We start from the raw sequence: 23832 nt of genomic DNA, 5'->3' as shown, positions 1-23832 counted from the left end.
CCGGCGCCAGGGCTACGGACAGGGCTACGGCATCGGCAGCGTCAGCACCGCCGTCCCCGCCGCCGCCTCGGCCGACGGGCCGCCGGCCACCTCCAGCCGCCAGGGCGCCGAGGTGCCGGTGGCCTCGGCGCGCAGCTCCACCCCGTCCCGGACCACGGTGAAGGTGCCGGCCGTCGTGCCGTCCGGGCGTGGCACCCGCACCGTGACCGGGCGGCCCGCGGCCGGTTCGTACACCCGCAGCGTGATCCCGTCCGCCCAGTCGGCGTCGGGGCGGTCGTCGACCGCCCCGAACGGGATCACCGCGCCGGGCCGGGCCAGCAGCGGGACGCTGAGGAAGCCGTGGGTCTCGCGCACCCAGCGCGGGCCGTGCACCGTCCGCCCGGTGGGCACATGCGTCCAGACGCCGTCGGGCACGTAGTAGCTCACCTCCCCCTCGTCGTCGAAGACCGGGGCGACCAGCAGATCTCCGCCGAGCATGTACTGCCGCTCCAGGCCCGCGCATCCCGGGTCGTCGGGGAACTCCAGGACCATGGCGCGCATCACCGGGACGCCCTCGGTGTGCGCCTGCCGTGCCGCCTCGTACAGATACGGCATCAGCCGCAGCTTCAGCCGGGTGAAGTGGCGCAGCACCTCGACCGATTCCTCGTCGAAGTGCCACGGCACCCGGTAGGAGGACGAGCCGTGCAGTCTGCTGTGCGAGGACAGCAGTCCGAAGGCGATCCACCGCTTGAACAGGGCCGGGTCCGGGGTGCCCTCGAAGCCGCCGATGTCATGGCTCCAGAAGCCGAAGCCGGAAAGACCCAGCGAGAGCCCGCCGCGCAGCGATTCGGCCATCGCCTCGTAGGTGGATTCGCAGTCGCCGCCCCAGTGCACCGGGAACCGCTGGCCGCCCGCCGTGGCCGAGCGCGCGAAGACCACCGCCTCGCGCTCACCGCGCCGCTCGCGCAGCGCCTCGTGGACGGTGCGGTTGTAGAGGTGGGTGTAGTAGTTGTGCATCCGCTCGGGGTCGGAGCCGTCCGCGTACACCACATCGGTGGGCACCCGCTCGCCGAAGTCGGTCTTGAAACAGTCCACACCCATGTCCAGCAGCGCGGTCAGCTTGGCCGCGTACCAGGCGCGGGCGTCGGGGTCGGTGAAGTCCACCAGCGCCATGCCCGGCTGCCACAGGTCCCACTGCCACACCGAGCCGTCCGGCCGCTTGAGCAGATGGCCGGCCGCCTTGCCCTCGGCGAAGAGCGGGGAGCGCTGGCCGATGTACGGATTGATCCAGACGCAGATCCGCAGGTCCCGTTCGCGCAGCCGGCGCAGCATGCCCTCCGGATCGGGGAAGACCCGCGGATCCCAGGTGAAGTCGCACCACTGGTACTCGCGCATCCAGAAGCAGTCGAAGTGGAAGACGGACAGCGGCAGTCCGCGCTCCGCCATGCCGTCGACGAAGCCGGTGACCGTCTCCTCGTCGTAGGAGGTGGTGAAGGAGGTGGACAGCCACAGCCCGAAGGACCACGCGGGCGGCAGCGCGGGGCGGCCGGTGAGCGCGGTGTAGCGGCGCAGGATCTCCTTGGGGGTGGGGCCGTGGATGACGTAGTACGTGAGCTCCTGGTCCTCGGCGCTGAACTGGATCCGGGAGACCGCCTCCGAGCCGACCTCGAAGGAGACCCGGCCGGGGTGGTCGACGAAGACGCCGTAGCCCGCGTCGGTGAGGAGGAACGGGACGTTCTTGTACGCCTGTTCGGTGGCGGTGCCGCCGTCGGCGTTCCAGATGTCGGTGGCCTGGCCGTTCCGCACCAGCGGGCCGAAGCGCTCGCCGAGGCCGTAGACGGAGGTGCCGACCCGCAGCGCGAGCCGTTCGCGCAGGTGGTGGTGGCCGTCGGGGGTCTCCATGATGCCCATGTCCTTGGCGCCGCTGCTGGTGAGCACGCGCCCGGCGGCCTCCAGGTCCATCCGCCAGGGTCCGGTGCGGGCGAAGCGCACCGAGAGCGCGCCCGAGGTGAGCCGGGCCTCCTCGGCGTCGCAGCTCACCTCGGCGTCGCACTCCTGGCGGGCGATCTCGAAGGACGGGCCGCGCTCCACCCCGCCGGCGAAGTGGGTGATGCGGATGGCGATGACATCGGGCATGGGGGAGGTGCAGGTCAGGGTGAGGGCGGGGCCCTTGAGCAGATCGCCGCGGTGGCGTACGGGATGGGTGGGGGCATGGACGGTGAGGGTGCCGGGGCCGGTCTCCACATCGAGCACCCCCTGGGGGTATGCGGCGCGGACGCCCTCGCGCAGTCTCCAGTAGCCGTCGCTGAACTTCATGCGGCCCTCCTCGTCATTTGACCGCGCCCATGGCGATGCCACGGGTCAGGGTCCGCTGGAAGATCAGGAAGAAGCAGAACGCGGGGAGCACCCCGAGCAGGGCGGCCGCGTTGGTCATGGTGGCGTCCATCAGCCGCTGGCCCTGGAGGACGCCGAGCGCCACCGAGACCGTCTGGTTGTCGTTGGAGATCAGCATCACCAGGGGCAGCAGGAACTCGTTCCAGGTCCAGATGAAGAAGAAGACCAGCAGCACCCCGAGGGTGGGGCGGCTGACCGGCACCACCACCCGCCACAGCACCTGCCACTTGTTGGCGCCGTCGATCCGTGCCGCCTCGATGACCTCCTTGGGGAAGGCGCCGAGCACGGAGGAGAGCAGATAGGTGCCGAAGGCCGACTGGATCACGGTGAAGACGATGATCACGCTCAGCCGGGTGTCGTACAGCCCCACCTGCTTGGACAGGTAGTAGACGGGATAGACCAGGGCCTCCTGCGGCAGCATGTTGGCCAGCACGAAGAAGGCCAGCACCCAGGGGCGGCCCTTGACCCGCCCGATGCCGATCGCATACGCGTTGAGCACCGACAGCAGCGCGGCGAGCACCGCCACCGAGCCGGAGATCAGCGCGGAGTTGAACAGCTTCCGGCCGAAGTCGACCCGCTGCCAGAAGTCCCGCAGCCCGTCCAGATGGATCCCTTCGGGCAGGCTCAGCGGGCCGTTCGCGGAGTACTCCGCGGGCGATTTCACCGCGTTGAGGGCCACCACGAGAAACGGCAGCACCATGAGTACGGCCGCCACGCTCAGCGCGGCCAGCACCGGAAAGCGGGCCGGGGCCTGGTGTCGCTTGAGGGCGTTCACCGCTACTGATCCTCCGCCCGGGTTTGCAGGCGCAAGGCCACCAGGGCCAGCGCCAGGATGATCACGGTGAGGGCGGTGGAGACCGCGGAACCGTAGCCGACCTGCGTCTTCTCGAAGAAGGACTGGAAGGAGAAGTACGAGGGGACATTGGTGGCCCCACCCGGCCCGCCCTTGGTGAGCACATACACCGCGCCGAAGACCTTGAGCGCCGCGATGGTGCACCACAGCAGCACGACGGAGATCTCCGGGCGGATCTGCGGCAGCGTCACATGCCAGAACCGCCGCCACCACGAGGCCCCGTCCAGCTCGGCCGCCTCGTGCAGGGACGGATCGGCGCGCTGCAGCCCCGCCATGAAGACCACCAGCGGAAAGCCGAGCTGGACCCACACCATCACGGCCATCACGCTGTAGAGCGCGAAGTCCGGGTCGCCCAGCCAGTCATGGCGCAGCGAGCCGAGGCCGACGGCGTCCAGCGCCTCGTTCAGAGCGCCGCCCTCCGGGGCGAGGATCCAGCTCCAGACGATCCCGGCCACCGCGATCGGCAGCACCTGCGGCAGATAGAAGCAGGCGCGCAGCACGCTCGCGGTGCGGGTGCCGATGTGCCCCGCGACGTAGTCGAAGAGCGCGGCGGCCAGCACCAGGCCCAGCGCGGTGGGGAGCACGGCCATCGCCACCACCATGGCCAGGCTGTGCCGGAAGGACTCCCAGAAGGCGGAGTCGTCCAGCAGGGCGCGGTAGTTGTCCAGCCCGGCCCACTTCGGGCTGCCCACCCCCTGCCAGTGGGTGAGGCTGATCCCGGTGTTCATCAGGAACGGGACGACGATGACGGCGAGGAAGGCGAGCGCGCCGGGGAGCAGGAACAGGGCGTACGGATACTCGCGGCGACGCCCTTGTACGGCGTGGCTGTCTTGTATGCCGTGGCTGTGGGTGCTCATCGGGCGCTCATCCCTTCGGCGCGCCCGCGTCGTACGCCTTCTTCAGCGCGTCCAGATACGCGTCGGGATCCGCGCTGCCGGTGATCAGCTTCTGGGTCTCGGAGACGAGGGTGTCGTAGAAGCCGGGGACCGGCCAGTCGGGGTAGAAGGCCAGGCCGTCGGCATCGGCGTAGGCGGTGAAGTCCTGGATCAGGCTCTTGGACTGGGGGTCGGTGATCGCCGACGGATCGGCGGCCACGGGCACTCCGCCGTGGTTGCCGAGGGTGTTCTGGATGCCCTTCTTCATCGTGATGTCGATGAAGTCGTAGGCGAGCTCCTTGTTCTTGGCGCCCTTGGGGACGACCCAGAGATTGCCGCCGGAGCCGAGGGTGAGATTGGAGCCGGGGAACGGGAAGGTGCCCCACTGGTCCTTCATCTCGGAGGTGAAGCGGCCGAACCACCAGCTCCCGGAGAAGAACATCGGATACTTCCCCGCGATGAAGGCCGCGCCCGCGTCCTCGGCCTTGGCGCCGCTCGAACTCTTGGCGATATAGCCCTTCTTCACCCAGTCCGCGAAGGTGGTGGCGCCATAGGTCCAGGCGGCGTCGTGGAAGTCCGGCTTGCCCTTGTACTGCTCGTAGGCGTCCACCCAGGAGCGGTCGGCCTTGGTGAGGGCGAGCTGGTAGACGTACTGGTGGGCGGGGTATTCGGCGCCCGCGCTGGCGAGCGGGGTGACGCCCTCGTCCTTGAAAGCCTCAAGGGCGGCGGTGAATTCGGCGAAGGTGGTCGGGACCTTGACGTGGTGCTTCTCGAAGAGGGTCTTGTTGTAGAAGACCATCGTGTACTCGGCGTAGTTGGGGATCCCGTACCAGTTGCCGGAGCCCATCACGCCCTGTGCGTCGTAGCGGCTGGTGGTGCGCACCCCGGGGCTGAGCGGCTTGTCCCAGCCGCGCTTGGTGACCTCGGGGGTGAGGTCGGTGAGCAGGCCCTGTTTGGAGAGCAGCCCGGTGGTGGCGTTGCCCTTGTTGTACTCCATGAGGTCCGGTGCGTCACCGGAGTTGAGGACCATCGAGGCGGTCTTCTGGATCTGTTCGAAGCCCTTCTCCTCGACCTTCACCGTGACGCCCGGATGGCTCTTCTTGAACTCCTCGATCGCCTGCTTCCAGGCGATGCCCATGGCGCTGTTGGGCGCCTCGTAGTGCCACAGCTTGAGCGACTTGCCGTCCCCGGCGTCGTCCCCGCTGTCCCCGCAACCCGCCATGACCAGGGCTCCTGCGAGCGCGGCCGCGATGACGGCCACCGTTCGTTTCGTCCGTTTCCGTGCCGTCAACATCCGCTGCCTCCGGGAGGGTGGGAAGGAATGGCGCACGTGCAACGTTCGTCGAAGCGCTTCGATGGGGAGAGGTATACGAGGGGTGGGAGGAATATGTCAATGGCGTTGACAAAACGGGCGCGAGCGGGCAGGGGTGTTGCGGCGCAACTGGGCGGGGACGTCCGCGTGTTCCGGCGATGTGGTCATGGCCGGCCCTCCGAGCCGTGTGCTTGCGGTACGGACCGTCACGGGGCCCGCAGACAACGCCGCCCCGACCAGGCGATGGCGAAGGCGAGGGTGGCCGCCGTCGCCGGGGTGAGGTAGGCCGATGTGGGGGCCAGGTGGTCCACCGTCCAGCCGCCCACCGCGGCGCCCGTGGAGATGCCGATGAGCAGACCGGTGTACACGGTGGTCATCCCCTCGTTGAGGCGGGCGGCCGGGAGCAGGCGGTGGACCAGGGTCATGCCGGTGATCATCGTGGGGGCCGTGGCCATGCCCGCCAGGAAGAGCAGCGGGGCGAGGGTGGCGAGGCTGTGGGCGGTCAGGAGGGGGAGGACGGCCAGGGCCATCGCGGCCACGCCCGCCACCAGGCGCCCTCCGGCCGTACCGCGCGGTGGCAGCGCGCCGAAGACCAGCCCGGCGGCGCAGGACCCGGCGGCCTGGAGGGCGAGGACGGTGCTGCTCGCCGTGGAGCCCCCGTGCGAGCCGACGGCGGCGACCGTCGCCACCTCCATCGAGCCGAAGACCGCGCCGGTCGCGAGGAAGGTCAACAGGACGACCCGCAGAGCGGGGGTGAGGAGCACGCGGCCCCGGGCGGCGTGCGGTTCCGGCGGCGGTTCGGTGCGGCGCTGGGCGGCGAACAGCAGCGTGCCGGTGAGCAGCAGTGCCGCCGCCGTGACCAGCCCCGCCTCGGGGAGGACCGCCGTGCACAGCACCATGGCCAGCGCGGGCCCGGCCATGAAGCAGACCTCGTCCACGACCTGCTCGAAGGAGGTGGCGGTGTGCCGGGCGGCCGGGTCGTCGCGGTGCAGCGCGGCCCAGCGGGCGCGGGTCATCGCGCCCAGGCTGGGCACGCCGGACGAGCCCGCAGCGCAGCAGAACAGCGCCCAGGCCGGGGCGCCGAAGTGGACGCACAGCACCATGGCGGTCGCCCCGGCGACGAAGACGACGACGGCGGGGACCGCGACGCTGGCCTGCCCGTACCGGTCGACCAGCCGCCCCAGCAGCGGCCCCGCGACCGCCGTCACCGCGACTCCGGTCGCCGAGACGGCGCCCGCGAGCGCGTACGAGTCCCGCACCGTGGCGATCATCAGCACCGTGGAGACGCCGAGCATCGAGCCCGGCAGCCGTCCGACGAAGGCCGCGAGCGTGAAGGCGAGCGCACCGGGGGCGGCGAAGAGCCGGCGGTACGGGGCGAGCGGCGACCGGCGGCGGCGCGGCGGGGCGGGGGCGGCGGCGCCGGGGCGGGAGGCGGGCCGGGAAGGATGCGGCACGACGGGCCGGGAGGCGGGACGGGAAGGACGCGGTACGACGGGCCGGGAGGCGAGGAAGAGGATCACCCCACCACGGTCCCGGGGCCGCCCGGGGCCGGTCCAACACCTGATCCGGGCCCATTCACGCATATCCGTTGTCAATGCCGAGCGGGTGAAGGATCGAGGATCGCGTCGGTCACCATGGTGCGCGTGAACCGGGACCTCGAACCGCGCCTGCTGCGCGCCTTCACCGCCGTCGCCGACGAACTGCACTTCACCCGCGCCGCCGCCCGCCTCTACGTCGCCCAGCAGGCACTCAGCCGCGACATCCGCCGCCTGGAGCGGGAGTTGGGCGCGGAGCTGTTCGTCCGCACCACCCGCCAGGTCGCCCTCACGGCCGTGGGCGAACGGCTGCTCCCGTACGCCCGGCGGGTGCTCCAGGCCCAGGACGACCTGGCGGCGGCCTTCAGCGGGGCCGAGCGCCGCCCGCTCCTGGTGGACGTGGGCGCCCCGGTGAGCACGGGGAACCAGGTGCTGACGGAGGCGCGGCACCGCCTCGGCCCCGACACCGAGCTGGTGGCCCGCTTCCACAGCGGCCTGGCCGGGGCCGCCGCCGAACTCCTCGCCGGCCGCCTCGACGTCTCCTTCGGCCGGGCCCACGGCCTCGACCCCGCCGTGCTCGCCCGGCTGGAACACCGCCTCATCCGCTACGAGCGCATCGCCGTGGTGCTGCGCGAGGACCACCCGCTGGCCCGGCTGGAGGAGATCCCGCTGTCCGCGCTCGCGGGCGAGACCCTGTACGCGGCGGCGGGCAACCCCACCACCACCGAGTGGACCGACCTGGCCGCGCAGCTCTTCGCGGGGCGCGGGATCGCGATGGCGGAGCCGTTCCCGGAGATCGAGGGGGACGAGGAGTTCATCCGGGTGGTGACCAAGCGCCGCTGGGCGGTGCTGGCCAGCGAGGTGTTCATCCATCTCCCCGGCACGGTGCTACGCCCCCTCACCGACCCGGTCCCGCTCTCCCCGGTCTCCCTGCTCTGGCGCCGCGACCTGCACCACCCCGGCCTGGACGCCCTCCACACGGCGGCCCGCACGCTCGCCACCACGTCCGACTGGCTCGCCCGCCCACCGGGCGCCTGGCTGCCACGCCCGGAGGCGGGCCGTGACGATCAGAGATTGAGGCGGTTGATGTAGACGCGCTTGCGCTGCGGAATCACCTGGTACCAGACGGGCATCGTCTCGACGCTGTACGCGCGCAGGCGACGGGGTTCGGGGTCGTCATCGAGGAGACCGTCCGGGCCGAGCCCTGGGCCGCGAGATCGGCCGGAGCACGAATACGCGCGAGCGCCGATCCTGAATATCTCATGCCGCAACTACAGAAATGGCCACCGGTGCGGTAAGGGTTTTTTACGCTCTCCAAAGCGTCGGGGTCATGTGCCGCGCACGGCCGCCGGTACCGTGCTACCGTTGATCTTAGTTGCAGTTGTGGTTCCCAAGACTTCAAGCGCGCTCGCTGTCCTGCTTGGCGAAGCGCTTTCGTATTTCCGGTGTTTATTTCCGGACGGGCAATCAACGCAGCGAAACGGAGCTCGCAAGGTGTGGGCTCCGGGCACTGCCCCGAAGGAGATATGACATGGCTAGTGGCACCGTGAAGTGGTTCAACGCGGAAAAGGGTTTCGGCTTCATCGAGCAGGACGGTGGCGGCGCCGACGTCTTCGCCCACTACTCGAATATCGCTGCCCAGGGCTTCCGCGAGCTGCAGGAAGGCCAGAAGGTGAACTTCGACGTCACGCAGGGCCAGAAGGGCCCGCAGGCCGAGAACATCGTTCCCGCCTGACGCATACGCGTAACAACGTAGCTGGGGCCCGCACCGTGGGTGCGGGCCCCAGCTCGTTGCTTTTCGGTCTCTCCCCCGTTCCCCGCAACGGCCGCACACGCGGCGTGCGGGCAGCCAGTTGCTCTTCTCTGCGGCGCTGTCGCTCCTGCTTCGGCGTGGAGGGTCGACATATTTCCGCCCCGCTTCGTTCCATCTCATTTCATCGGTTCGTCCTTGCGATTCTTTGTGCGCGGCTCATTGCCGCCGAGAATTCCTCGACGTACCGCATCGAGGAAGGTTCTCCATGAATCGCACAGCTCGCAGGAATGACCGCTATTCCCGCTCTGCCGGCTCTGCCGGCTCGTCCGGCTCAGGCCGCGGCGGCTACCGCTCCGGTGGGTCGAACCGCTCGGGCACGGGTCGTTCCGGGGGCTCCGGACGGCGTCCCGCGACACCGCAGGGAGAGTTCGCCCTGCCCGTCACCCACACTCCCGCCCTGCCCCCGGCCGAGACTTTCGCCGAGCTGGCCATGCCGTCGGCGCTGCTGGCGGCCCTCAGCGCGGAGGGCATGTCCGCCCCGTTCCCCATCCAGGCCGCCACGCTGCCGAACTCGCTGGCCGGACGCGATGTTCTCGGCCGCGGTCGCACCGGATCGGGCAAGACGCTGGCCTTCGGTCTGGCCCTGCTGGCCCGTACCGCCGGGCAGCGCGCCGAGCCCCGCCAGCCGCTGGCACTGGTCCTGGTCCCCACCCGGGAACTGGCCCAGCAGGTCACCGACGCCCTCACCCCCTACGCCCGGCCGCTCAAGCTGCGGCTGGCCACCGTCGTCGGCGGAATGTCGATCGGCCGCCAGTCCAGCGCACTGCGCGGCGGGGTCGAGGTGGTCGTCGCCACGCCGGGACGGCTCAAGGACCTCATCGGGCGCGGTGACTGCCGGCTGAACCGGGTCGACATCACCGTGCTGGACGAGGCCGACCAGATGGCCGACATGGGCTTCATGCCCCAGGTCACCGCGCTGCTCGACCAGGTTCGGCCCGAGGGGCAGCGGATGCTCTTCTCGGCCACCCTGGACCGCAACGTCGACCTCCTGGTCCGGCGCTACCTGACGGACCCGGTGGTCCATTCCGTCGATCCTTCGGCGGGCGCGGTCACGACGATGGAGCACCACGTGCTGCACGTCCACGGCGCCGACAAGCACGCCACCACCACCGAGATCGCCGCCCGCGAAGGCCGGTCGATCATGTTCCTGGACACCAAGCACGCCGTGGACAACCTCACCAAGCATCTGCTGAACAGCGGTGTCCGCGCCGCGGCCCTCCACGGTGGCAAGTCCCAGCCCCAGCGCACCCGCACCCTGGCCCAGTTCAAGACCGGCCATGTCACCGTCCTGGTGGCCACCAACGTCGCCGCCCGCGGCATCCACGTCGACAACCTCGATCTCGTCGTCAACGTCGACCCGCCCAGCGACCACAAGGACTACCTGCACCGCGGTGGCCGCACCGCGCGCGCAGGCGAGTCCGGCAGCGTCGTCACCTTGGTCCTGCCCAACCAGCGCCGCACCATGAACCGCCTGATGGCGGACGCGGGCATCACCCCGCAGTCCACCCAGGTCCGCTCGGGGGAAGCCGAACTGAGCCGCATCACCGGTGCGCAGGCACCCTCCGGGGTTCCCGTCACCATCGCCGCACCGGTCGTCGAGCGGCCCAAGCGCAGCGGCTCCTCCACCCGCGGCCGCCGCAGCCGCCCCGCCCAGGCCCGCCGTGCCGCCGGATCAGCCCGAACCGCGACACCGACTGCGCGACAGAACTCCTCGGCCCCGGCCGCCTAGGCCGGTCCCGGACGATCACGCTCGCCTTGCCGGGACTTCCCTGCAGGGCCTGCGTGGCATGAAACGCAGGTACGTAGGAGGCTCGTTCCGGTTCGGCACGTGAGGTGCCACGTCGGCCGGTGAAGACAGAGCGGAAAACGGCCCCAGCCGTTCCGACTCCTCAAGTACCTCAGCTACAAGTCGCCGCCACCGCCTCGGGCCAGCGGTGCGGTGATGGCTGCTCCCTGGTGGACGACGAGCACCATCCTGGACGACGAGCGCCATCTGCCACCGCGGCAACGGGGGGCCGCTCGGCGAGGCCGTTCTGCCTCGTCCCCACCACGCCGACGTTTTCCTCGTCATCGCCGGCACCTGCGCCCCCTGGCCGTGCTCCTCCTCCCTTCGGCCCAGCGGCTCGTCCTGCGGTGAGTCGTGTGGACGGGCGCGCTGGTCGGCATCGCCTTCCGCGCCCTCGGGGCCGGAGCTCCCCGCCGGCTGGATACCCCCTGCTACCTGGCTCTGGGCTGAGCACCGGTGCGCCACCTGCCCGGCTTCCTGCGCACCGGGGGAGCGGCCGTACTCGCCCAGATGGTGACCGGCGGTCTCCTGTGCAGCGTGGGCGCGGTGGTCCACGCCCTCCAGCGTCGCGCCCCTCACCTCGCTGGTTCGGCTTCCACGAGGTCTTCCACGCCCTGACCGTGGCAGCTTCACCGCGTACTACATCGGCATCTTCCCGCCGTCTGCCGACCACAGCGGGGCCCCGGCTCGTCGGCCACGTCCGTCCGATGTCCCGATGCCCGCCCGGCTCGGCCCGGTGCATCAGAGGCGCGGGGCCTCGGACGCTGCCCCGAGATCAGGGGACACCTCGACCGCGGTGCTCAGCCCGGTTGGCGTCAGGCTGATGGCGAAGAGCTCCGGCGACGACGATCGACGGAGCTCATCTGCTTGGCCGCTGTGGGTCAGGCTGTCCGACGCCGACTGAACGTCCCCGGGGCGCGGCGGCGGCCGTGCGCGGGCGCGGAAAAGGGGGTTTCGTTTCGTTCGTGCGCTCACACCTCGCTCGGGTCGGTTGGGCCGCCGGGCTCAGCTTGTGCCCGCCGAGCCGGTCTTCCATCCGGATGGCACTCTTCGGGGCGTGCATGAGGCAGAAGTCCACTGACTGGCTCTTGAGAAAAGCTGTCACGACGAGAGTAGACATGGCCGGGTGCGGGGGTTAGTGTTTCGTCGTACCCAAGAAGTCGAAGAGGGCACGGCAGAGATGAACTGCCGTGCGAGCAGGTCAGGCAGGATGCGGAACGGCAGTGGAGTGGCGGGGCCGGAAATGGTGGGTTCCTTCACTGGCTGCCGGGCCGAGCGGCCCCAGGGGCCGCATGCAGTACCCGCGATGCCCAGCAGTACAACCGAGTACCGAATGAGGTAAGGAGCAGACGCCATCAGGATCGCCCGGGCGAGGAAGAACACCGCTCGGGTACCGCAGGCCCCGGATTGGAAGGTGGTCCCCGGTCACGCATCCGCGATCCCCGCACTTCCGCCCTCCCAGGCGGACCTGCGGAACAAGAAGGCCGGCGCAGTCAGCCGGTAGATGGTGTTGAAAGCTCGGGGCCCGGGTGCCAGTACGGCACTCGGGCCCCTCGACGCGCCCCCGGAAGAAGAGGTCTATGCCCCCTCGCAGTTCCCGCCCCGTCGACAATTTCGACGACGACGACTACCCCGCCTACACCATGGGCCGGGCCGCCGAGATGATCGGCGCCGCCCCCGCCTTCCTCCGTGCCCTCGGCGAGCACCGCCTGATCACCCCACTGCGCTCCGAAGGCGGCCACCGCCGCTACTCCCGCTACCAGCTGCGCATCGCCGCCCGCGCCCGCGAACTCGTCGACGCAGGCACCCCCATCGACGCCGCCTGCCGCATCATCATCCTCGAAGACCAACTCGAAGAAGCCCAGCGCATCAACGAAGACCTGCGTACCCGTGGTGGCACCTCGTAACAGGTTTCGAGACTGACCTGCCCGAGCTGAGCACCGCTGCGGCCGCGACCTGACCCGCGACGGCGGACCTTACCCCGGCGGCCGGGCCTACACCGTGAACCAGGCCCGTCCGCCGCACCGAGGTTCAGGGAGGGCCTTGCGTCGCTTGGCCAACTCGCCACGCCCCAACCCATGGCCGACCGTCGGCGGCCCTGGGGGGCCGGGCAGGCTCCGGTGCTGCGGCCCGGGTGGCGTGCTGCGGGGCGAGGGGGGAAGGCCCTCGCGCCACGCCGGTCTACGCGCCACGCCGGTCTATCGGGTCGGCCACGGACAGCGGCTGTCGGCAGTGCCCCTTTCCGGTGCCTCTGACGGGGCACGACACGCTCCGCCGCGCTCCGGCGGGCTGCCGGCGCCGTGTAGATCGGCTCATCGGCCGGGAACGGGGCGGCTGCGGGATGACAGGTATGTGCGGGTGGTCCGGCCGACCGCTCATGCGATGCTCCGGCGGGGCGGCGGTGTATCGCGGACGGTACCGGGCGACACCTCGCGTCGCGTATGCGATGGCCACGACTCCACCGCATGAGGGAATCCTCAGGATCCGGGGACTCCGGGACCAGACCCCGGGGCCCGGCCCCAGCCCCCTGGAACCCCAGCACCCCGCGCCCCCGGAAAACCCCTCACCGCCCCCCGCCCCCGCAGGTGAGTGCAAGGTTTCGTCCGTGTCACCTGCCGCCACAGCGCGGTAATGCGCCGTCCCTACCGTCGGGCAGCGACACCGAGAACTGTGGAGGCGTGATGACTGCCCCGACCACCACCGCCGCACGCGAGGGGGGCCGCTGGATCGAGCAGTGGGACCCGGAGGACGAGACGTTCTGGAGGGAGAAGGGGGAGCGGATCGCCACCCGGAATCTGGTCTTCTCCATCCTCTCCGAGCACATCGGGTTCTCCATCTGGAGCCTGTGGTCGGTGATGGTGCTGTTCATGGGGCCGGAGTACGGCGTCGACGCGGCCGGGAAGTTCTTCCTGGTGGCCATGCCCACGCTGGTCGGCGGGATCCTGCGCGTCCCGTACACCTTCGCCGTCGCCCGGTTCGGTGGGCGCAACTGGACGATCATCAGCGCGGCGACGCTGCTCGTGCCCGCGGTCGCCGCCGCCGCGGTGATGGAGCCCGGGACCTCGTACACCACCTTCATGGTGGTCGCGGCGCTCACCGGTGTCGGCGGTGGCAACTTCGCCTCGTCCATGACCAACATCAACTCCTTCTACCCGCTGCGCAAGAAGGGCTGGGCGCTCGGGCTCAACGCGGGCGGCGGCAACATCGGCGTGCCCGTGATCCAGTTGATCGGGCTGCTGGTCATCGGCACCGCCGGGGCGGCCCATCCGCGGCTCGTGCTCGCCGTCTACATCCCGCTGATCGTGGTCGCGGCGGCGCTTTCGGCGCTGTTCATGGACAACCTGGCGCCGGTGCGCAACGACTCCGGGGCGGCCAAGGAGGCGGCGCGGGACGCCCATACCTGGATCATGTCGCTGCTCTACATCGGCACCTTCGGCTCGTTCATCGGCTACAGCTTCGCCTTCGGCCTGGTGCTGCAGAACCAGTTCGACCGCACCCCGCTGCAGGCCGCCTCGCTCACCTTCATCGGCCCGCTGCTCGGCTCGCTCATCCGCCCCGTCGGCGGGCGGCTCGCCGACACCCACGGCGGCGCGAAGATCACCCTGTGGAACTTCGCCGCCATGGCCGCGGCCACCCTCGTGGTCGTCTACGCCTCCGCGCAGAAGTCGCTGCCCGTCTTCCTCGCCGGCTTCATCGCCCTCTTCGTCCTCAGCGGGCTCGGCAACGGCGCCACCTTCAAGATGATCCCCGGCATCTTCCAGGCGAAGGCCCTCGCCCGCGGCCTCGCGGGCGAAGAGGCCGCGTCCTACGGGCGGCGGCTCTCAGGCGCGGCGATGGGGCTGATCGGGGCGGTCGGCGCGCTCGGCGGGCTCGGGATCAACCTCGTCTTCCGGGAGTCGTTCGCCCGCGCCCACTCCGGCACCCCCGCCTTCGTCTCCTTCCTCGCCTTCTACGCCGTATGCTCCGCGGTCACCTGGGCCGTATACCTCCGCCGCGCCCGCCCGGCCCCGGCGCCCGCCGCCGAGCCGGACACGGACACGCATGATCCGCGGCCGGAGCGGCAATCCGCTTACGCGGACGTCTGAGTGGCCCGGGGCGTACGGTCGACCGGGGAAGCCCCCGGCCCCCCGGCCCCCCGGCCCCCCGGCCCCGGCCGTACGCTCCGTTACAGGTGGGAAACCTCCGTGAACCGCCACCGTCACGGGACGGCGACAGGATGCCGAACGGAGGCGCCCATACGCGAGTGAATCGGGAGATCGGGACGAGAGCCATGCACCGAGAACAGACCGGACCCGCGGGCGACGAAGCACCCGTCGGCCCTCTCGCCGGATTCACCGTGGGGGTCACCGCGGCACGGCGCGCGGATGAGCTCGGCGCGCTGCTGCAGCGGCGCGGCGCGGCCGTGATGCACGCGCCGGCGCTGCGGATCGTGCCACTTGCCGACGACTCCGAACTCATGGCCGCCACCAAGCAGTTGATCGACCACGCCCCGCATGTCGTCATCGCCACCACCGCCATCGGCTTCCGCGGCTGGGTCGAGGCCGCCGACGGCTGGGGCCTGGGCGACGCGCTGCTCGACCGGCTGCGAGAGGTGCGGCTGCTGGCCCGCGGGCCCAAGGTGCGCGGGGCGATCCGGGCCGCCGGGCTCACCGAGGAGTGGTACCCGCCCTCCGAGTCGATGGCCGAGGTGCTCGACCGGCTGCTGGAGGAGGGCGTCGAGGGGCAGCGCATCGCCATCCAGTTGCACGGCGAGCCGCTGCCCGGCTTCGTCGAGTCGCTGCGCGCCGGGGGAGCGGAGGTGGTCGGGGTGCCGGTCTACCGCTGGATGCCACCGGAGGACATCGGACCCGTCGACCGACTGCTGGACGCCACGGTCGCCCGCGCCCTGGACGCCGTCACCTTCACCAGCGCCCCCGCCGCCGCGAGCCTGCTGGACCGGGCCGAACGGCGCGGCATGCGCGAGGAACTCCTCGACGCGCTCCGCCACGACGTGCTGGCGGCCTGCGTCGGCCCGGTCACCGCGCTCCCGCTGGAGGCCCACGACATACCCACCTCCCAGCCCGAACGGTTCCGCCTCGGCCCCCTCGTCCAACTGCTGACCACCGAACTCCCGGGCCGGGTCCGCCCGTTGCCGGTCGCCGGGCGGCGCCTGGAGATCCGGGGCCACGCGGTGGTCGTCGACGGCGCACTGCGCACCGTGCCACCTGCGGGGATGGCTCTGCTGCGCGCCCTGGCCCGCCGCCCCGGCTGGGTCGTGGCCCGCGCGGAACTCCTGCGCTCCCTGCCGGGCGCGGGCCGCGACGAACACGCGGTGGAGACGGCGATGGCCCGCCTGCGTACGGCCCTTGGCTCCCCCAAGCTCATCCAGACCGTGGTCAAACGCGGGTACAGGCTGGCGCTGGACCCTTCGGCCGAAACGAAGTACGCGGACGCGTAGCCGCCCGGACGCGGCGCCCTGTGCCACTGGGGTTCGTGGTGGGTGCCGGGTGCGGGGCCTCCGGTGCGGCGCCCTGGACCGTATATTTACGGCGCCGTTGGCCGGGGGCGTGGAGTGGGCCGGAGATTGGCGCCACAAATACACGTAAGCGTCCAGGACACCACCCCTGCGACCCCGCCCCCTCCCGCCGTCTCGCGGCTGCCCGCCGGTGGTGCGGGGCGCCGGTCCGGTCCACGTTCGGCCCGGGGGCCGGGTGTTGGGTGGGGGTGGGTGCGGCCCCGCTCCCTCTCGCGGTCTTGCGGCTGCCCGCCGGAGTGAATTCAGCCCCTCCGGCGTTTGAGGAGCGGGGTCCGGGGCGGAGCCCCGGCGGGGTGAGGGGGCGGAGCCCCCTCTTTCGGGAAGGGGCGGGGTGGGGGTTATCCGCCGGAGGGGGCGCCCACGGTCCGTACTTGGTGTTCGGCCGGGCCCAGGTCTTGGGCGGAGCCCTGTCCCGCGCGGCGGAGCCGCATGTTGATGCTGTGGGAAGGGGCGGGGTGGGGGCTGACCGCCGGAGGCCGCCCACGGTCCGTACTTGGTGTTCGGCCCCGGGGCCGGGTGCCGGGTGCGGCCCCGCACCCGGCATGGCACAGGCCCACCACGGCGGAGCCCCACGCAAAGCGTTCGCGAGGCGTTCGCCCGGCCTCGCCTCCGGAGGGGTTCCGGGTGACAGGCGGGGCGGGCACTCTGAAAGGTGACCGGATCGGGCCTTCCCCAAGGGGTGACAGGAACATGGCGGCGGCGTCGGGCTACGACCTGCGGTTCGACTCGGGACGGATCTGCCTGGACCTGGTGGCCACCGTCGGCGGCCGGCTCAGCGAGGCGCCCGTCGAGCGGCTCGGCGGCGTGGAGCCCCTCAGGGCCTGGCTGCTCGGCGCCGGTCTGGTGCCCGGCGGCACCCCGCTGGACGCCGTGGACCACCGCTGGCTCGTCCGCTTCCGGGCGGCCCGAGATCTGCTGCATCGCATCGTCCACACCGAAGTCGAGAGCCATGCCTCAAGTGCCGACCTGGAGCGGATGAACGCGTTGGCCGCCACCGCCCCGCCCGCTCTGCGCGCCGTACGGACCCCCGACGGCACCCTGGTCCGCGCCCTCGCCGGGAAGCCCGACTGCGGTGCGCTGCTCTCCCAGATCGCCCGGGACGCCGTGCAGTTGCTCACCGACCCGGTGGCGCGCGGGCAGTTGCGGCGCTGTGAGGGGGAGACCTGTTCGTTGCTCTACCTCGATACCTCGCGCGGCCGCCGGAGGCGCTGGTGTTCCAGCGAAATCTGCGGAAACCGCGAAAGAGTCGCCCGTCACCGCCGTCGGGTAAACCCAAGCTTCAGCAAAACATGAACCGGATTCAGACATGACGCAGGCCCCGGATGGGGGGACCGGGGCCTGCGGGGCGGATTTGGGGGGGAGCCCTTCCTGATGGCCGACACCCGCCCGGCGTCGGCCTTCTCGGACTCAAGTACGCATCGCACAGGGGGAGATGTTCAGCCCGGAATTGGGACGTACATCACCCGGTGGCCGATGAACGCCGAGCGTTTCCAGCCCGTACCCCCCTCGACCCGGCGGCTTGCGTACGCAAAGATGCCCTCGTGACCGAGAGGACGACACCGGACGACGCGCTCATGCGCGCGCTCTACGCGGAGCACGCGGGCCCGCTTCTCGCCTTCGTCCTGCGCCTGGTCGCGGGCGACCGGCAGCGGGCCGAGGACGTGGTCCAGGAGACCTTGCTCCGAGCCTGGCGCAACGCCGACCAACTCCGGCGCTCCGGCGGGTCGGTACGCCCCTGGCTGGTGACCGTGGCCCGCCGCATCGTCATCGACGGCCACCGTCAGCGCCGCGCACGTCCCCAGGAAGTGGACGCGGCACCGCTCCATGTGATGCCCGCCGCGGACGACATCGACCGCGCATTGCGCCAGATGACCATTTCCGACGCGTTGAATGACCTCACCGATGCACATAGAGCGGCCCTCGTGGAGACATACTTCAAGGGACGGACGGTGAGTGAGGCGGCCGAAGTGCTGGGCGTTCCCGCCGGGACGGTACGGTCCCGGGTCTTCTACGCGCTGCGCTCCCTGAAGCTCTCGCTCGAGGAACGGGGGGTTACGGCATGATGCCGGCAGCGGACGACCAGCAGCACACCGCGGTCGGCGCCTATGCGCTCGGAGTGCTCGACCCCGCGGACGCGGCGCGCTTCGAGGATCACCTCATCGGGTGCGAGCGGTGCGCCGCCGAGCTCGACGAGCTGATGGGCCTCCCGCCCCTGCTGGCCGAGTACGCCACCGCCGCCGACGGCACCGCGCTCCCGGATCCGTCGGTGGTCACCGCCCGCCCCGGGCCCGAACTGCTCGACCGGCTCATGGAAGACGTCACGGTCAGCCGCAAGGCATCCGGCAGAAGGCGGCTCTACCTCGTCGCCGCGGCCGCCGTCCTCATCGTCGGCGGCCCGCTCGCGGGAGCGGCGCTGACCGCGAGTTCCGACGACGGCGGGAAGACCCAGGCGGTGGCCTCCACCTCCCAGCAGGTGTACGACCAGGGCCAGAAGTTCGGCGCGGTGGACCCGGTCACCAAGGTGGACGCGTCCGTCTCGCTGCAGCAGAAGGGCTGGGGCACCTCCGTCGCCCTCAAGCTGGGCAACCTCAAGGGGCCGCGCACCTGCGACCTGGTGGCCATCGGCAAGGACGGCCACGAGGAGACCATCACCACCTGGGCCGTGCCCACATCGGGCTACGGCATCACGGACGGGGACGGCTCGCGCTGGAGCAAGGAGCCGCTCTACGCCCAGGGCGGCGCCGCCATGAACACCGTCGACATCGAGCGTTTCGAGGTCCGCACGCTGGACGGCCAGCGCCTGGCCGAGGTCAGGCTCTGAAAATCCCTCTCCCCAGGGGTGTACGGTTGACGGCTGCCCTTAAGAACACAGAAGGGGGCTTGGGTGGCCGCGCAGAATGCCACGCATGACGACCGGACGGCACCGCGGCGGGACGGCGGGGACGGGGTCCGGGATGGCGAGATCCGGATCGAGCAGACGCATCTGGACCGGGTGTACCACCGCCTCGAGGAGAAGATCCACGAGGCGGAGTTCCTCATGGACGACGCCGCCAAGCGAGGCCAGGTCGGTACGCCCGGGGCGCTCGCCGAACGGGATGCCCAGGTCTTCCGGGCCGGGGTCCACCTCAACCGGCTGAACAGCGAGTTCGAGGACTTCCTCTTCGGCCGCATCGATCTGCTGCCGGGCAAGGACGGCGACCGCGGCCCCGACGGCGCCTACACCTCCGTCGAGCCCGCCGACGACGCCATCCGCACCGCCCCGGACGGCGACCGCGCGGAGATCGCCGAAACCCTGCACATCGGCCGCATCGGCGTGCTCGACGCCGACTACGCCCCGCTGGTGATCGACTGGCGGGCGCCTGCCGCCGCGCCCTTCTACCGCTCGACTCCGGTGTCCCCCGGCCGCGTCGTCCGCCGCCGGGTGATCCGCAGCAAGGGCCGCCGGGTGCTCGGCGTCGAGGACGATCTGCTGCGCCCGGAGCTCAGCGCGACCCTCGACGGCGGTGCGCTGCCGGTGGTCGGCGACGGCGCGCTGATGGCCGCGCTCGGCCAGGCCCGTGGCCACACCATGCGGGACATCGTCGCCTCCATCCAGGCCGAGCAGGACCAGGTGATCCGCGCCCCCGCCGCCTCCATCACCGAGGTCGAGGGCGGCCCCGGCACCGGGAAGACGGCCGTCGCGCTGCACCGCGCGGCGTACCTCCTCTACCAGGACCGGCGGCGGTACGCGGGCGGCATCCTCGTGGTCAGCCCCACCCCGCTGCTGGTCGCCTACACCGAGGGCGTGCTGCCCTCACTGGGCGAGGAGGGCCAGGTGGCCATCCGCGCGGTGGGCTCCCTGGTGGAGGGCGCCGAGGCCACCACGTACGACACTCCGGCCGTGGCCCGTGTCAAGGGCTCCTCCCGGATGCTGAGGGTGCTGCGCAAGGCCGCTCGCGGCGCGCTGGAGATGCCGCGGGGGGCCGCCGCCGGATCGGCCCCGTCGTCGGATCGTTCGTCGGCCTCGTCGTCGAACTCTTCGTCAGACCTCTCGTCGGCCCCGTCGTCGGATGACGGCCAGTTGACCCTCGACGCGGCGCTCGGCGCCCCCGCCGCGGCCCCGTCGAACGACGGCGGCAGACCCGGCGCGGGCTCCGGGACCAGACCCGGCGGCCCGCCCGAGCGGCTGCGCGTGGTCGCCTTCGGCGCCCGGATCGAGCTGGACGCCGATGAGCTGCGCCGCATCCGCCAGAACGTGCTGGGCGGCACGGCACCCGTCAACCTGCTGCGCCCCCGCGCCCGTCGGCTGCTCCTGGACGCGCTGTGGACCCGTTCCGGCGCGCCCGGGCGCTACACCGACCCCGAGCTGGCCGCCGAGGCGCGGGAGGGTTTCGACGAGGACATCTCCTCCGAGGACGTCTTCCAGGAGTTCCTGGACGCCTGGTGGCCCGAGCTCACGCCCCGCTCCGTCCTCGCCGCCATGGCCGATGAGAAGCGGCTGGGGCGCTGGTCGCGGCGGGTGCTCAACCCCCGCGAGGTCCGCCAGGTGGCCCGGTCGCTCGCCCGGCTCGGCCCGGACGGGCAGGGCCCGCTGTCGGTCCACGACGTGGCGCTGCTGGACGAGCTGAACACCCTGCTGGGCCTCCCCGCCCGCCCCGCCACCCCCCGCGAGGTGGATCCACTGGACCAGTTGACCGGTCTGGAGGAGCTGACCACCTACGCCGACCGGGCCGGCCCCCGCCGCAGCCGCGCCGACCGCGCCGAGCGGGAGCGCGCCGACTACGCCCACGTCATCGTCGACGAGGCGCAGGACCTCACCCCCATGCAGTGGCGGATGGTGGGACGGCGTGGCCGCCACGCCACCTGGACGGTCGTCGGCGACCCGGCCCAGAGCTCCTGGTCCGACCCGGACGAGGCGGGGCGGGCCCGGGACGAGGCGCTCGGCAGCCGCCCGCGCCGCCGCTTCACCCTCACCGTCAACTACCGCAATCCGTCCGAGATCGCCGAACTGGCCACCAGGGTCCTCACCCTCGCGATGCCCGGCACCCCCGCGCCCGAGGCGGTCCGCTCCACGGGCGTGGAGCCGCGCTTCGCACCGGGCGTGGACGGCGACCTCGGCGCCGCCGCGCGCCGGGAGGCGCTCCGGCTGCTGGACGAGGTGGAGGGCACCGTCGGCGTCGTCGTCGCGATGAACCGCCGCGAGCAGGCCCGTCAGTGGCTGACCGGTCTGGGCCACCGGGTGGTGGCGCTGGGCAGCCTGGAGGCGAAGGGGCTGGAGTACGACGCGACGGTCGTGGTCTCGCCCGCCGAGATCGCCGACGAGTCCCCGGCAGGGCTACGGGTGCTGTACGTGGCGCTCACCCGCGCGACCCAGCGGCTGACGGTGGTGTCGGGCGTACGCGACGAGCCGGACCCCCACGGCGTCCCCGACCTGCTGCGGGAGTGAATCCCTCGCCACGCTCGGCCGGGGGCGCCCAGGCCCCCGGCCGCCGCTGGGAGGCGGCCGTAAGGGCCGGCCCGGCCCGCTCGGGACGACGGGGCGAAATCAACCCCCGGGAGGGGAATCCCTTCCCGGACCTGTTTGTTAGCCTTGATGTGGCACCGGCCCGATCCAAGCCCCCGGGCCCAACCTTCGTCGCTTCGAGCGACCACTTGCCGCGAGGCGAGCATGGCGGGTCGGTGCCACTCTTTCTCTTCCGACCCCTCATCTTTTCCGTAAGAGGTCCGCGCCGGGCGGTGTCAGCCGCCCAGGATGCGGACCTCTTCGGCTTGCGGGCCCTTGCGGCCCTGCACGATCTGGAATTCGACCCGCTGCTCGTCGACCAGGCTGCGGTAGCCGCTGCCGTCGATCGAGCTGTAGTGGACGAAGACGTCCGGTCCGCCGTCCTCCTGGGCGATGAAGCCGTAGCCCTTCTCGGCGTTGAACCACTTCACGGTGCCCTGAGCCATGCCCGCGCTCCTCTTGTCTCTTCTCTGACGCTGTAGCGCGCCAGAGCCTAGGACGGTGGATGCGGCGGACGGCCCGCCTCGCCAGGCGTTCCCGCGAAGGAGTGGGGCTTTCCACTCGGGTGACCCCACTCTGCTATGTCAGAACAATATGTCCGAAAGTCGGGCCGGGTTACCCCGTACCCAGAGGTAGGTGCAACTATCTGAGGACGTGGCCCGGCATTCCCGCGGCCCGGACAGCATGTTCAAGGGAAAGCAGAGGAAGCAGGCCATGGCAACGGCGCCCAGCGTCTCGTACTCGATGACGGTCCGGCTGGAGGTGCCCGCGAGCGGTACCGCGGTCAGCCAGCTGACCACGGCCGTGGAGTCCTCCGGCGGCTCGGTCACCGGCCTCGATGTGACCGCTTCCGGCCACGAGAAGCTCCGCATCGACGTCACCATCGCCGCCACCTCGACCGCGCACGCCCAGGAAATCGTGGAGAAGCTGCGGGGCATCGAAGGTGTCTCGCTCGGCAAGGTCTCCGACCGTACGTTCCTGATGCACCTCGGCGGCAAGATCGAGATGTCGTCGAAACACCCCATCCGCAACCGTGACGACCTCTCCATGGTCTACACCCCGGGCGTCGCCCGGGTCTGTCAGGCCATCGCGGAGAACCCCGAGGACGCCCGGCGCCTCACCATCAAGCGCAACAGTGTGGCCGTCGTCACCGACGGCTCCGCGGTCCTGGGCCTCGGCAACATCGGCCCCAAGGCCGCCCTGCCGGTCATGGAGGGCAAGGCGGCCCTCTTCAAGCGCTTCGCGGGCATCGACGCCTGGCCGATCTGCCTGGACACCCAGGACACCGACGAGATCGTCGCGATCGTGAAGGCCATCGCCCCCGGCTTCGCGGGGATCAACCTGGAGGACATCTCCGCCCCCCGCTGCTTCGAGATCGAGGCGCGGCTGCGCGAGGCCATGGACATCCCGGTCTTCCACGACGACCAGCACGGCACCGCGATCGTGGTGCTGGCCGCGCTCACCAACGCGCTGCGGGTGGTCGACAAGAAGATCGAGGATGTGAGGGTCGTCATGTCCGGCGCGGGCGCCGCCGGCACCGCCATCCTGCGGCTGCTGATCGCCGCGGGCGTGCGGCACGCGGTGGTCGCCGACATCCACGGCGTGGTGCACGCCGGGCGCGAGGACCTGGTCTCCGCCGACCCGGAGTCCCCGCTGCGCTGGATCGCCGACAACACCAACCCGGAGGGCGTCACGGGCACCCTGCGCGAGGCCGTGCGCGGCGCTGACGTCTTCATCGGCGTCTCGGCCCCGAACGTGCTCTCGGGCGCCGACGTGGCCGCCATGGCGGACGGTGCGATCGTCTTCGCACTGGCCAACCCCGACCCCGAGGTGGACCCGGCGATCGCCCGTCAGACCGCCGCGGTGGTGGCCACCGGGCGCTCGGACTTCCCGAACCAGATCAACAACGTGCTGGTGTTCCCGGGCGTTTTCCGTGGTTTGCTGGACGCGCAGTCGCGTACGGTGAACACCGAGATGATGCTGGCCGCTGCCGGCGCGCTCGCGGACGTCGTCCACGACGACGAGCTCAATGCCAACTACATCATTCCGAGCGTCTTCAACGACAAGGTCGCGGGGGCGGTCGCCGGAGCCGTACGGGACGCGGCGCGCCCTGTGACCGGTACCACTGCGGTCTAGGCCCGGCACGGCGCGTCGCGCGCTGTGGGGTCCCGGAGGCAGCCATAGGGTGGCGGGCAGGAAAACGACCGCCACGGCGCTTTTCGTGTGACTCTCGAGGGCTCCGGATTGGCTTTCCCGCCACAGGTGCGGGCAGGATGCGTTCCGGGCGC

17 protein-coding genes and 1 pseudogene are annotated in these 23832 nt (G+C 71.3%); 12 read left to right on the top strand and 6 right to left on the bottom strand.

What is annotated here, in order from left to right; genetic code table 11:
* Positions 1 to 24: 24 nt before the first annotated feature.
* The 5 genes from yicI to STRVI_RS39180 all read right to left on the bottom strand — a co-directional run bounded on the left by yicI (position 25) and on the right by STRVI_RS39180 (position 6933).
* Positions 25 to 2295: an alpha-xylosidase gene (yicI, locus tag STRVI_RS39200; RefSeq protein ID WP_014061108.1), complete on the bottom strand. Its 2271-nt coding sequence runs from the start codon at positions 2293 to 2295 to the stop codon at positions 25 to 27.
* 13 nt (positions 2296 to 2308) lie between these two features.
* Entirely contained in the window at positions 2309 to 3073 is a 765-nt protein-coding gene (locus STRVI_RS39195; RefSeq protein ID WP_050994104.1) for a carbohydrate ABC transporter permease, read from the bottom strand.
* A gap of 77 nt (positions 3074 to 3150) precedes the next feature.
* Positions 3151 to 4083 (bottom strand): carbohydrate ABC transporter permease, encoded by a 933-nt coding sequence (locus tag STRVI_RS39190; RefSeq protein ID WP_014061106.1) that lies wholly within the window; start codon positions 4081 to 4083, stop codon positions 3151 to 3153.
* 7 nt (positions 4084 to 4090) lie between these two features.
* Complete coding sequence (locus STRVI_RS39185) at positions 4091 to 5395, bottom strand: extracellular solute-binding protein (RefSeq protein ID WP_014061105.1); 1305 nt, start codon at positions 5393 to 5395, stop codon at positions 4091 to 4093.
* 224 nt (positions 5396 to 5619) lie between these two features.
* A complete protein-coding gene (locus STRVI_RS39180; RefSeq protein ID WP_014061104.1) occupies positions 5620 to 6933 on the bottom strand; it encodes an MFS transporter in 1314 nt (437 codons plus the stop codon).
* A 114-nt stretch (positions 6934 to 7047) separates the two neighbouring features.
* Between STRVI_RS39180 and STRVI_RS39175 the strand changes: the two genes are divergently transcribed.
* The 11 genes and pseudogenes from STRVI_RS39175 (at position 7048) to STRVI_RS39130 (ending at position 21487) form a co-directional block, all read left to right on the top strand.
* Entirely contained in the window at positions 7048 to 8040 is a 993-nt protein-coding gene (locus STRVI_RS39175) for a LysR family transcriptional regulator (RefSeq protein ID WP_014061103.1), read from the top strand.
* Between the two features lie 439 nt (positions 8041 to 8479).
* On the top strand, positions 8480 to 8683 hold the full coding sequence (locus tag STRVI_RS39170) for a cold-shock protein (RefSeq protein WP_014061102.1): 204 nt from the start codon (positions 8480 to 8482) through the stop codon (positions 8681 to 8683).
* Between the two features lie 283 nt (positions 8684 to 8966).
* Entirely contained in the window at positions 8967 to 10490 is a 1524-nt protein-coding gene (locus tag STRVI_RS39165) for a DEAD/DEAH box helicase (RefSeq protein ID WP_014061101.1), read from the top strand.
* A gap of 253 nt (positions 10491 to 10743) precedes the next feature.
* Positions 10744 to 11199, top strand: a pseudogene (locus STRVI_RS56560) (hemolysin III family protein); the annotation flags it as partial.
* A 928-nt stretch (positions 11200 to 12127) separates the two neighbouring features.
* Positions 12128 to 12454 carry a MerR family transcriptional regulator gene (locus tag STRVI_RS39160; RefSeq protein WP_014061100.1) on the top strand — a complete coding sequence of 109 codons (327 nt, stop codon included), beginning with the start codon at positions 12128 to 12130 and terminating at the stop codon, positions 12452 to 12454.
* A 774-nt stretch (positions 12455 to 13228) separates the two neighbouring features.
* A complete protein-coding gene (locus tag STRVI_RS39155) occupies positions 13229 to 14632 on the top strand; it encodes a nitrate/nitrite transporter (RefSeq protein ID WP_014061099.1) in 1404 nt (467 codons plus the stop codon).
* Between the two features lie 185 nt (positions 14633 to 14817).
* On the top strand, positions 14818 to 15984 hold the full coding sequence (locus STRVI_RS39150; RefSeq protein ID WP_014061098.1) for a uroporphyrinogen-III synthase: 1167 nt from the start codon (positions 14818 to 14820) through the stop codon (positions 15982 to 15984).
* Positions 15985 to 16752: 768 nt separating this feature from the next.
* On the top strand, positions 16753 to 17355 hold the full coding sequence (locus tag STRVI_RS39145) for a CGNR zinc finger domain-containing protein (protein ID WP_014061097.1): 603 nt from the start codon (positions 16753 to 16755) through the stop codon (positions 17353 to 17355).
* A 248-nt stretch (positions 17356 to 17603) separates the two neighbouring features.
* Positions 17604 to 18125 carry a sigma-70 family RNA polymerase sigma factor gene (locus STRVI_RS39140; protein ID WP_043237259.1) on the top strand — a complete coding sequence of 174 codons (522 nt, stop codon included), beginning with the start codon at positions 17604 to 17606 and terminating at the stop codon, positions 18123 to 18125.
* Positions 18122 to 18883 carry an anti-sigma factor family protein gene (locus STRVI_RS39135; protein ID WP_014061095.1) on the top strand — a complete coding sequence of 254 codons (762 nt, stop codon included), beginning with the start codon at positions 18122 to 18124 and terminating at the stop codon, positions 18881 to 18883. The genes STRVI_RS39140 and STRVI_RS39135 overlap by 4 nt, the downstream gene beginning before the upstream one ends.
* A 63-nt stretch (positions 18884 to 18946) precedes the next feature.
* On the top strand, positions 18947 to 21487 hold the full coding sequence (locus STRVI_RS39130; protein ID WP_014061094.1) for a HelD family protein: 2541 nt from the start codon (positions 18947 to 18949) through the stop codon (positions 21485 to 21487).
* 293 nt (positions 21488 to 21780) lie between these two features.
* On the opposite strand, the gene STRVI_RS39125 is transcribed toward STRVI_RS39130, so the two are convergent.
* A complete protein-coding gene (locus STRVI_RS39125; protein WP_014061093.1) occupies positions 21781 to 21990 on the bottom strand; it encodes a cold-shock protein in 210 nt (69 codons plus the stop codon).
* A 268-nt stretch (positions 21991 to 22258) separates the two neighbouring features.
* Here STRVI_RS39125 and STRVI_RS39120 point away from each other — a divergent pair, with 268 nt between their 5' ends.
* The gene (locus STRVI_RS39120) at positions 22259 to 23680 is read left to right on the top strand and encodes an NAD-dependent malic enzyme (protein ID WP_043241279.1); all 1422 of its coding nucleotides are present in this window, start codon (positions 22259 to 22261) and stop codon (positions 23678 to 23680) included.
* Positions 23681 to 23832 lie beyond the last annotated feature (152 nt).

The sequence above is a fragment of the Streptomyces violaceusniger Tu 4113 genome, from assembly GCF_000147815.2.
In the GTDB taxonomy this organism is placed as follows: Bacteria; Actinomycetota; Actinomycetes; order Streptomycetales; family Streptomycetaceae; genus Streptomyces; species Streptomyces violaceusniger_A.
The sequence above is the reverse complement of the archived record's forward strand: the minus strand, read 5'-3'. Positions and strand labels throughout refer to the sequence as shown.

Excerpts from the sequence above, each read along its gene's own strand:
- yicI (WP_014061108.1), bottom strand. The coding sequence starts at position 2,295 with ATGAAGTTCAGCGACGGCTACTGGAGACTGCGCGAGGGCGTCCGCGCC.
- STRVI_RS39195 (WP_050994104.1), bottom strand. The coding sequence starts at position 3,073 with ATGGTGCTGCCGTTTCTCGTGGTGGCCCTCAACGCGGTGAAATCGCCC.
- STRVI_RS39190 (WP_014061106.1), bottom strand. The coding sequence starts at position 4,083 with ATGAGCACCCACAGCCACGGCATACAAGACAGCCACGCCGTACAAGGG.
- STRVI_RS39185 (WP_014061105.1), bottom strand. The coding sequence starts at position 5,395 with ATGTTGACGGCACGGAAACGGACGAAACGAACGGTGGCCGTCATCGCG.
- STRVI_RS39175 (WP_014061103.1), top strand. The coding sequence starts at position 7,048 with ATGGTGCGCGTGAACCGGGACCTCGAACCGCGCCTGCTGCGCGCCTTC.
- STRVI_RS39170 (WP_014061102.1), top strand. The coding sequence starts at position 8,480 with ATGGCTAGTGGCACCGTGAAGTGGTTCAACGCGGAAAAGGGTTTCGGC.
- STRVI_RS39165 (WP_014061101.1), top strand. The coding sequence starts at position 8,967 with ATGAATCGCACAGCTCGCAGGAATGACCGCTATTCCCGCTCTGCCGGC.
- STRVI_RS39160 (WP_014061100.1), top strand. The coding sequence starts at position 12,128 with ATGCCCCCTCGCAGTTCCCGCCCCGTCGACAATTTCGACGACGACGAC.
- STRVI_RS39155 (WP_014061099.1), top strand. The coding sequence starts at position 13,229 with ATGACTGCCCCGACCACCACCGCCGCACGCGAGGGGGGCCGCTGGATC.
- STRVI_RS39150 (WP_014061098.1), top strand. The coding sequence starts at position 14,818 with ATGCACCGAGAACAGACCGGACCCGCGGGCGACGAAGCACCCGTCGGC.
- STRVI_RS39145 (WP_014061097.1), top strand. The coding sequence starts at position 16,753 with ATGGCGGCGGCGTCGGGCTACGACCTGCGGTTCGACTCGGGACGGATC.
- STRVI_RS39135 (WP_014061095.1), top strand. The coding sequence starts at position 18,122 with ATGATGCCGGCAGCGGACGACCAGCAGCACACCGCGGTCGGCGCCTAT.
- STRVI_RS39125 (WP_014061093.1), bottom strand. The coding sequence starts at position 21,990 with ATGGCTCAGGGCACCGTGAAGTGGTTCAACGCCGAGAAGGGCTACGGC.
- STRVI_RS39120 (WP_043241279.1), top strand. The coding sequence starts at position 22,259 with ATGGCAACGGCGCCCAGCGTCTCGTACTCGATGACGGTCCGGCTGGAG.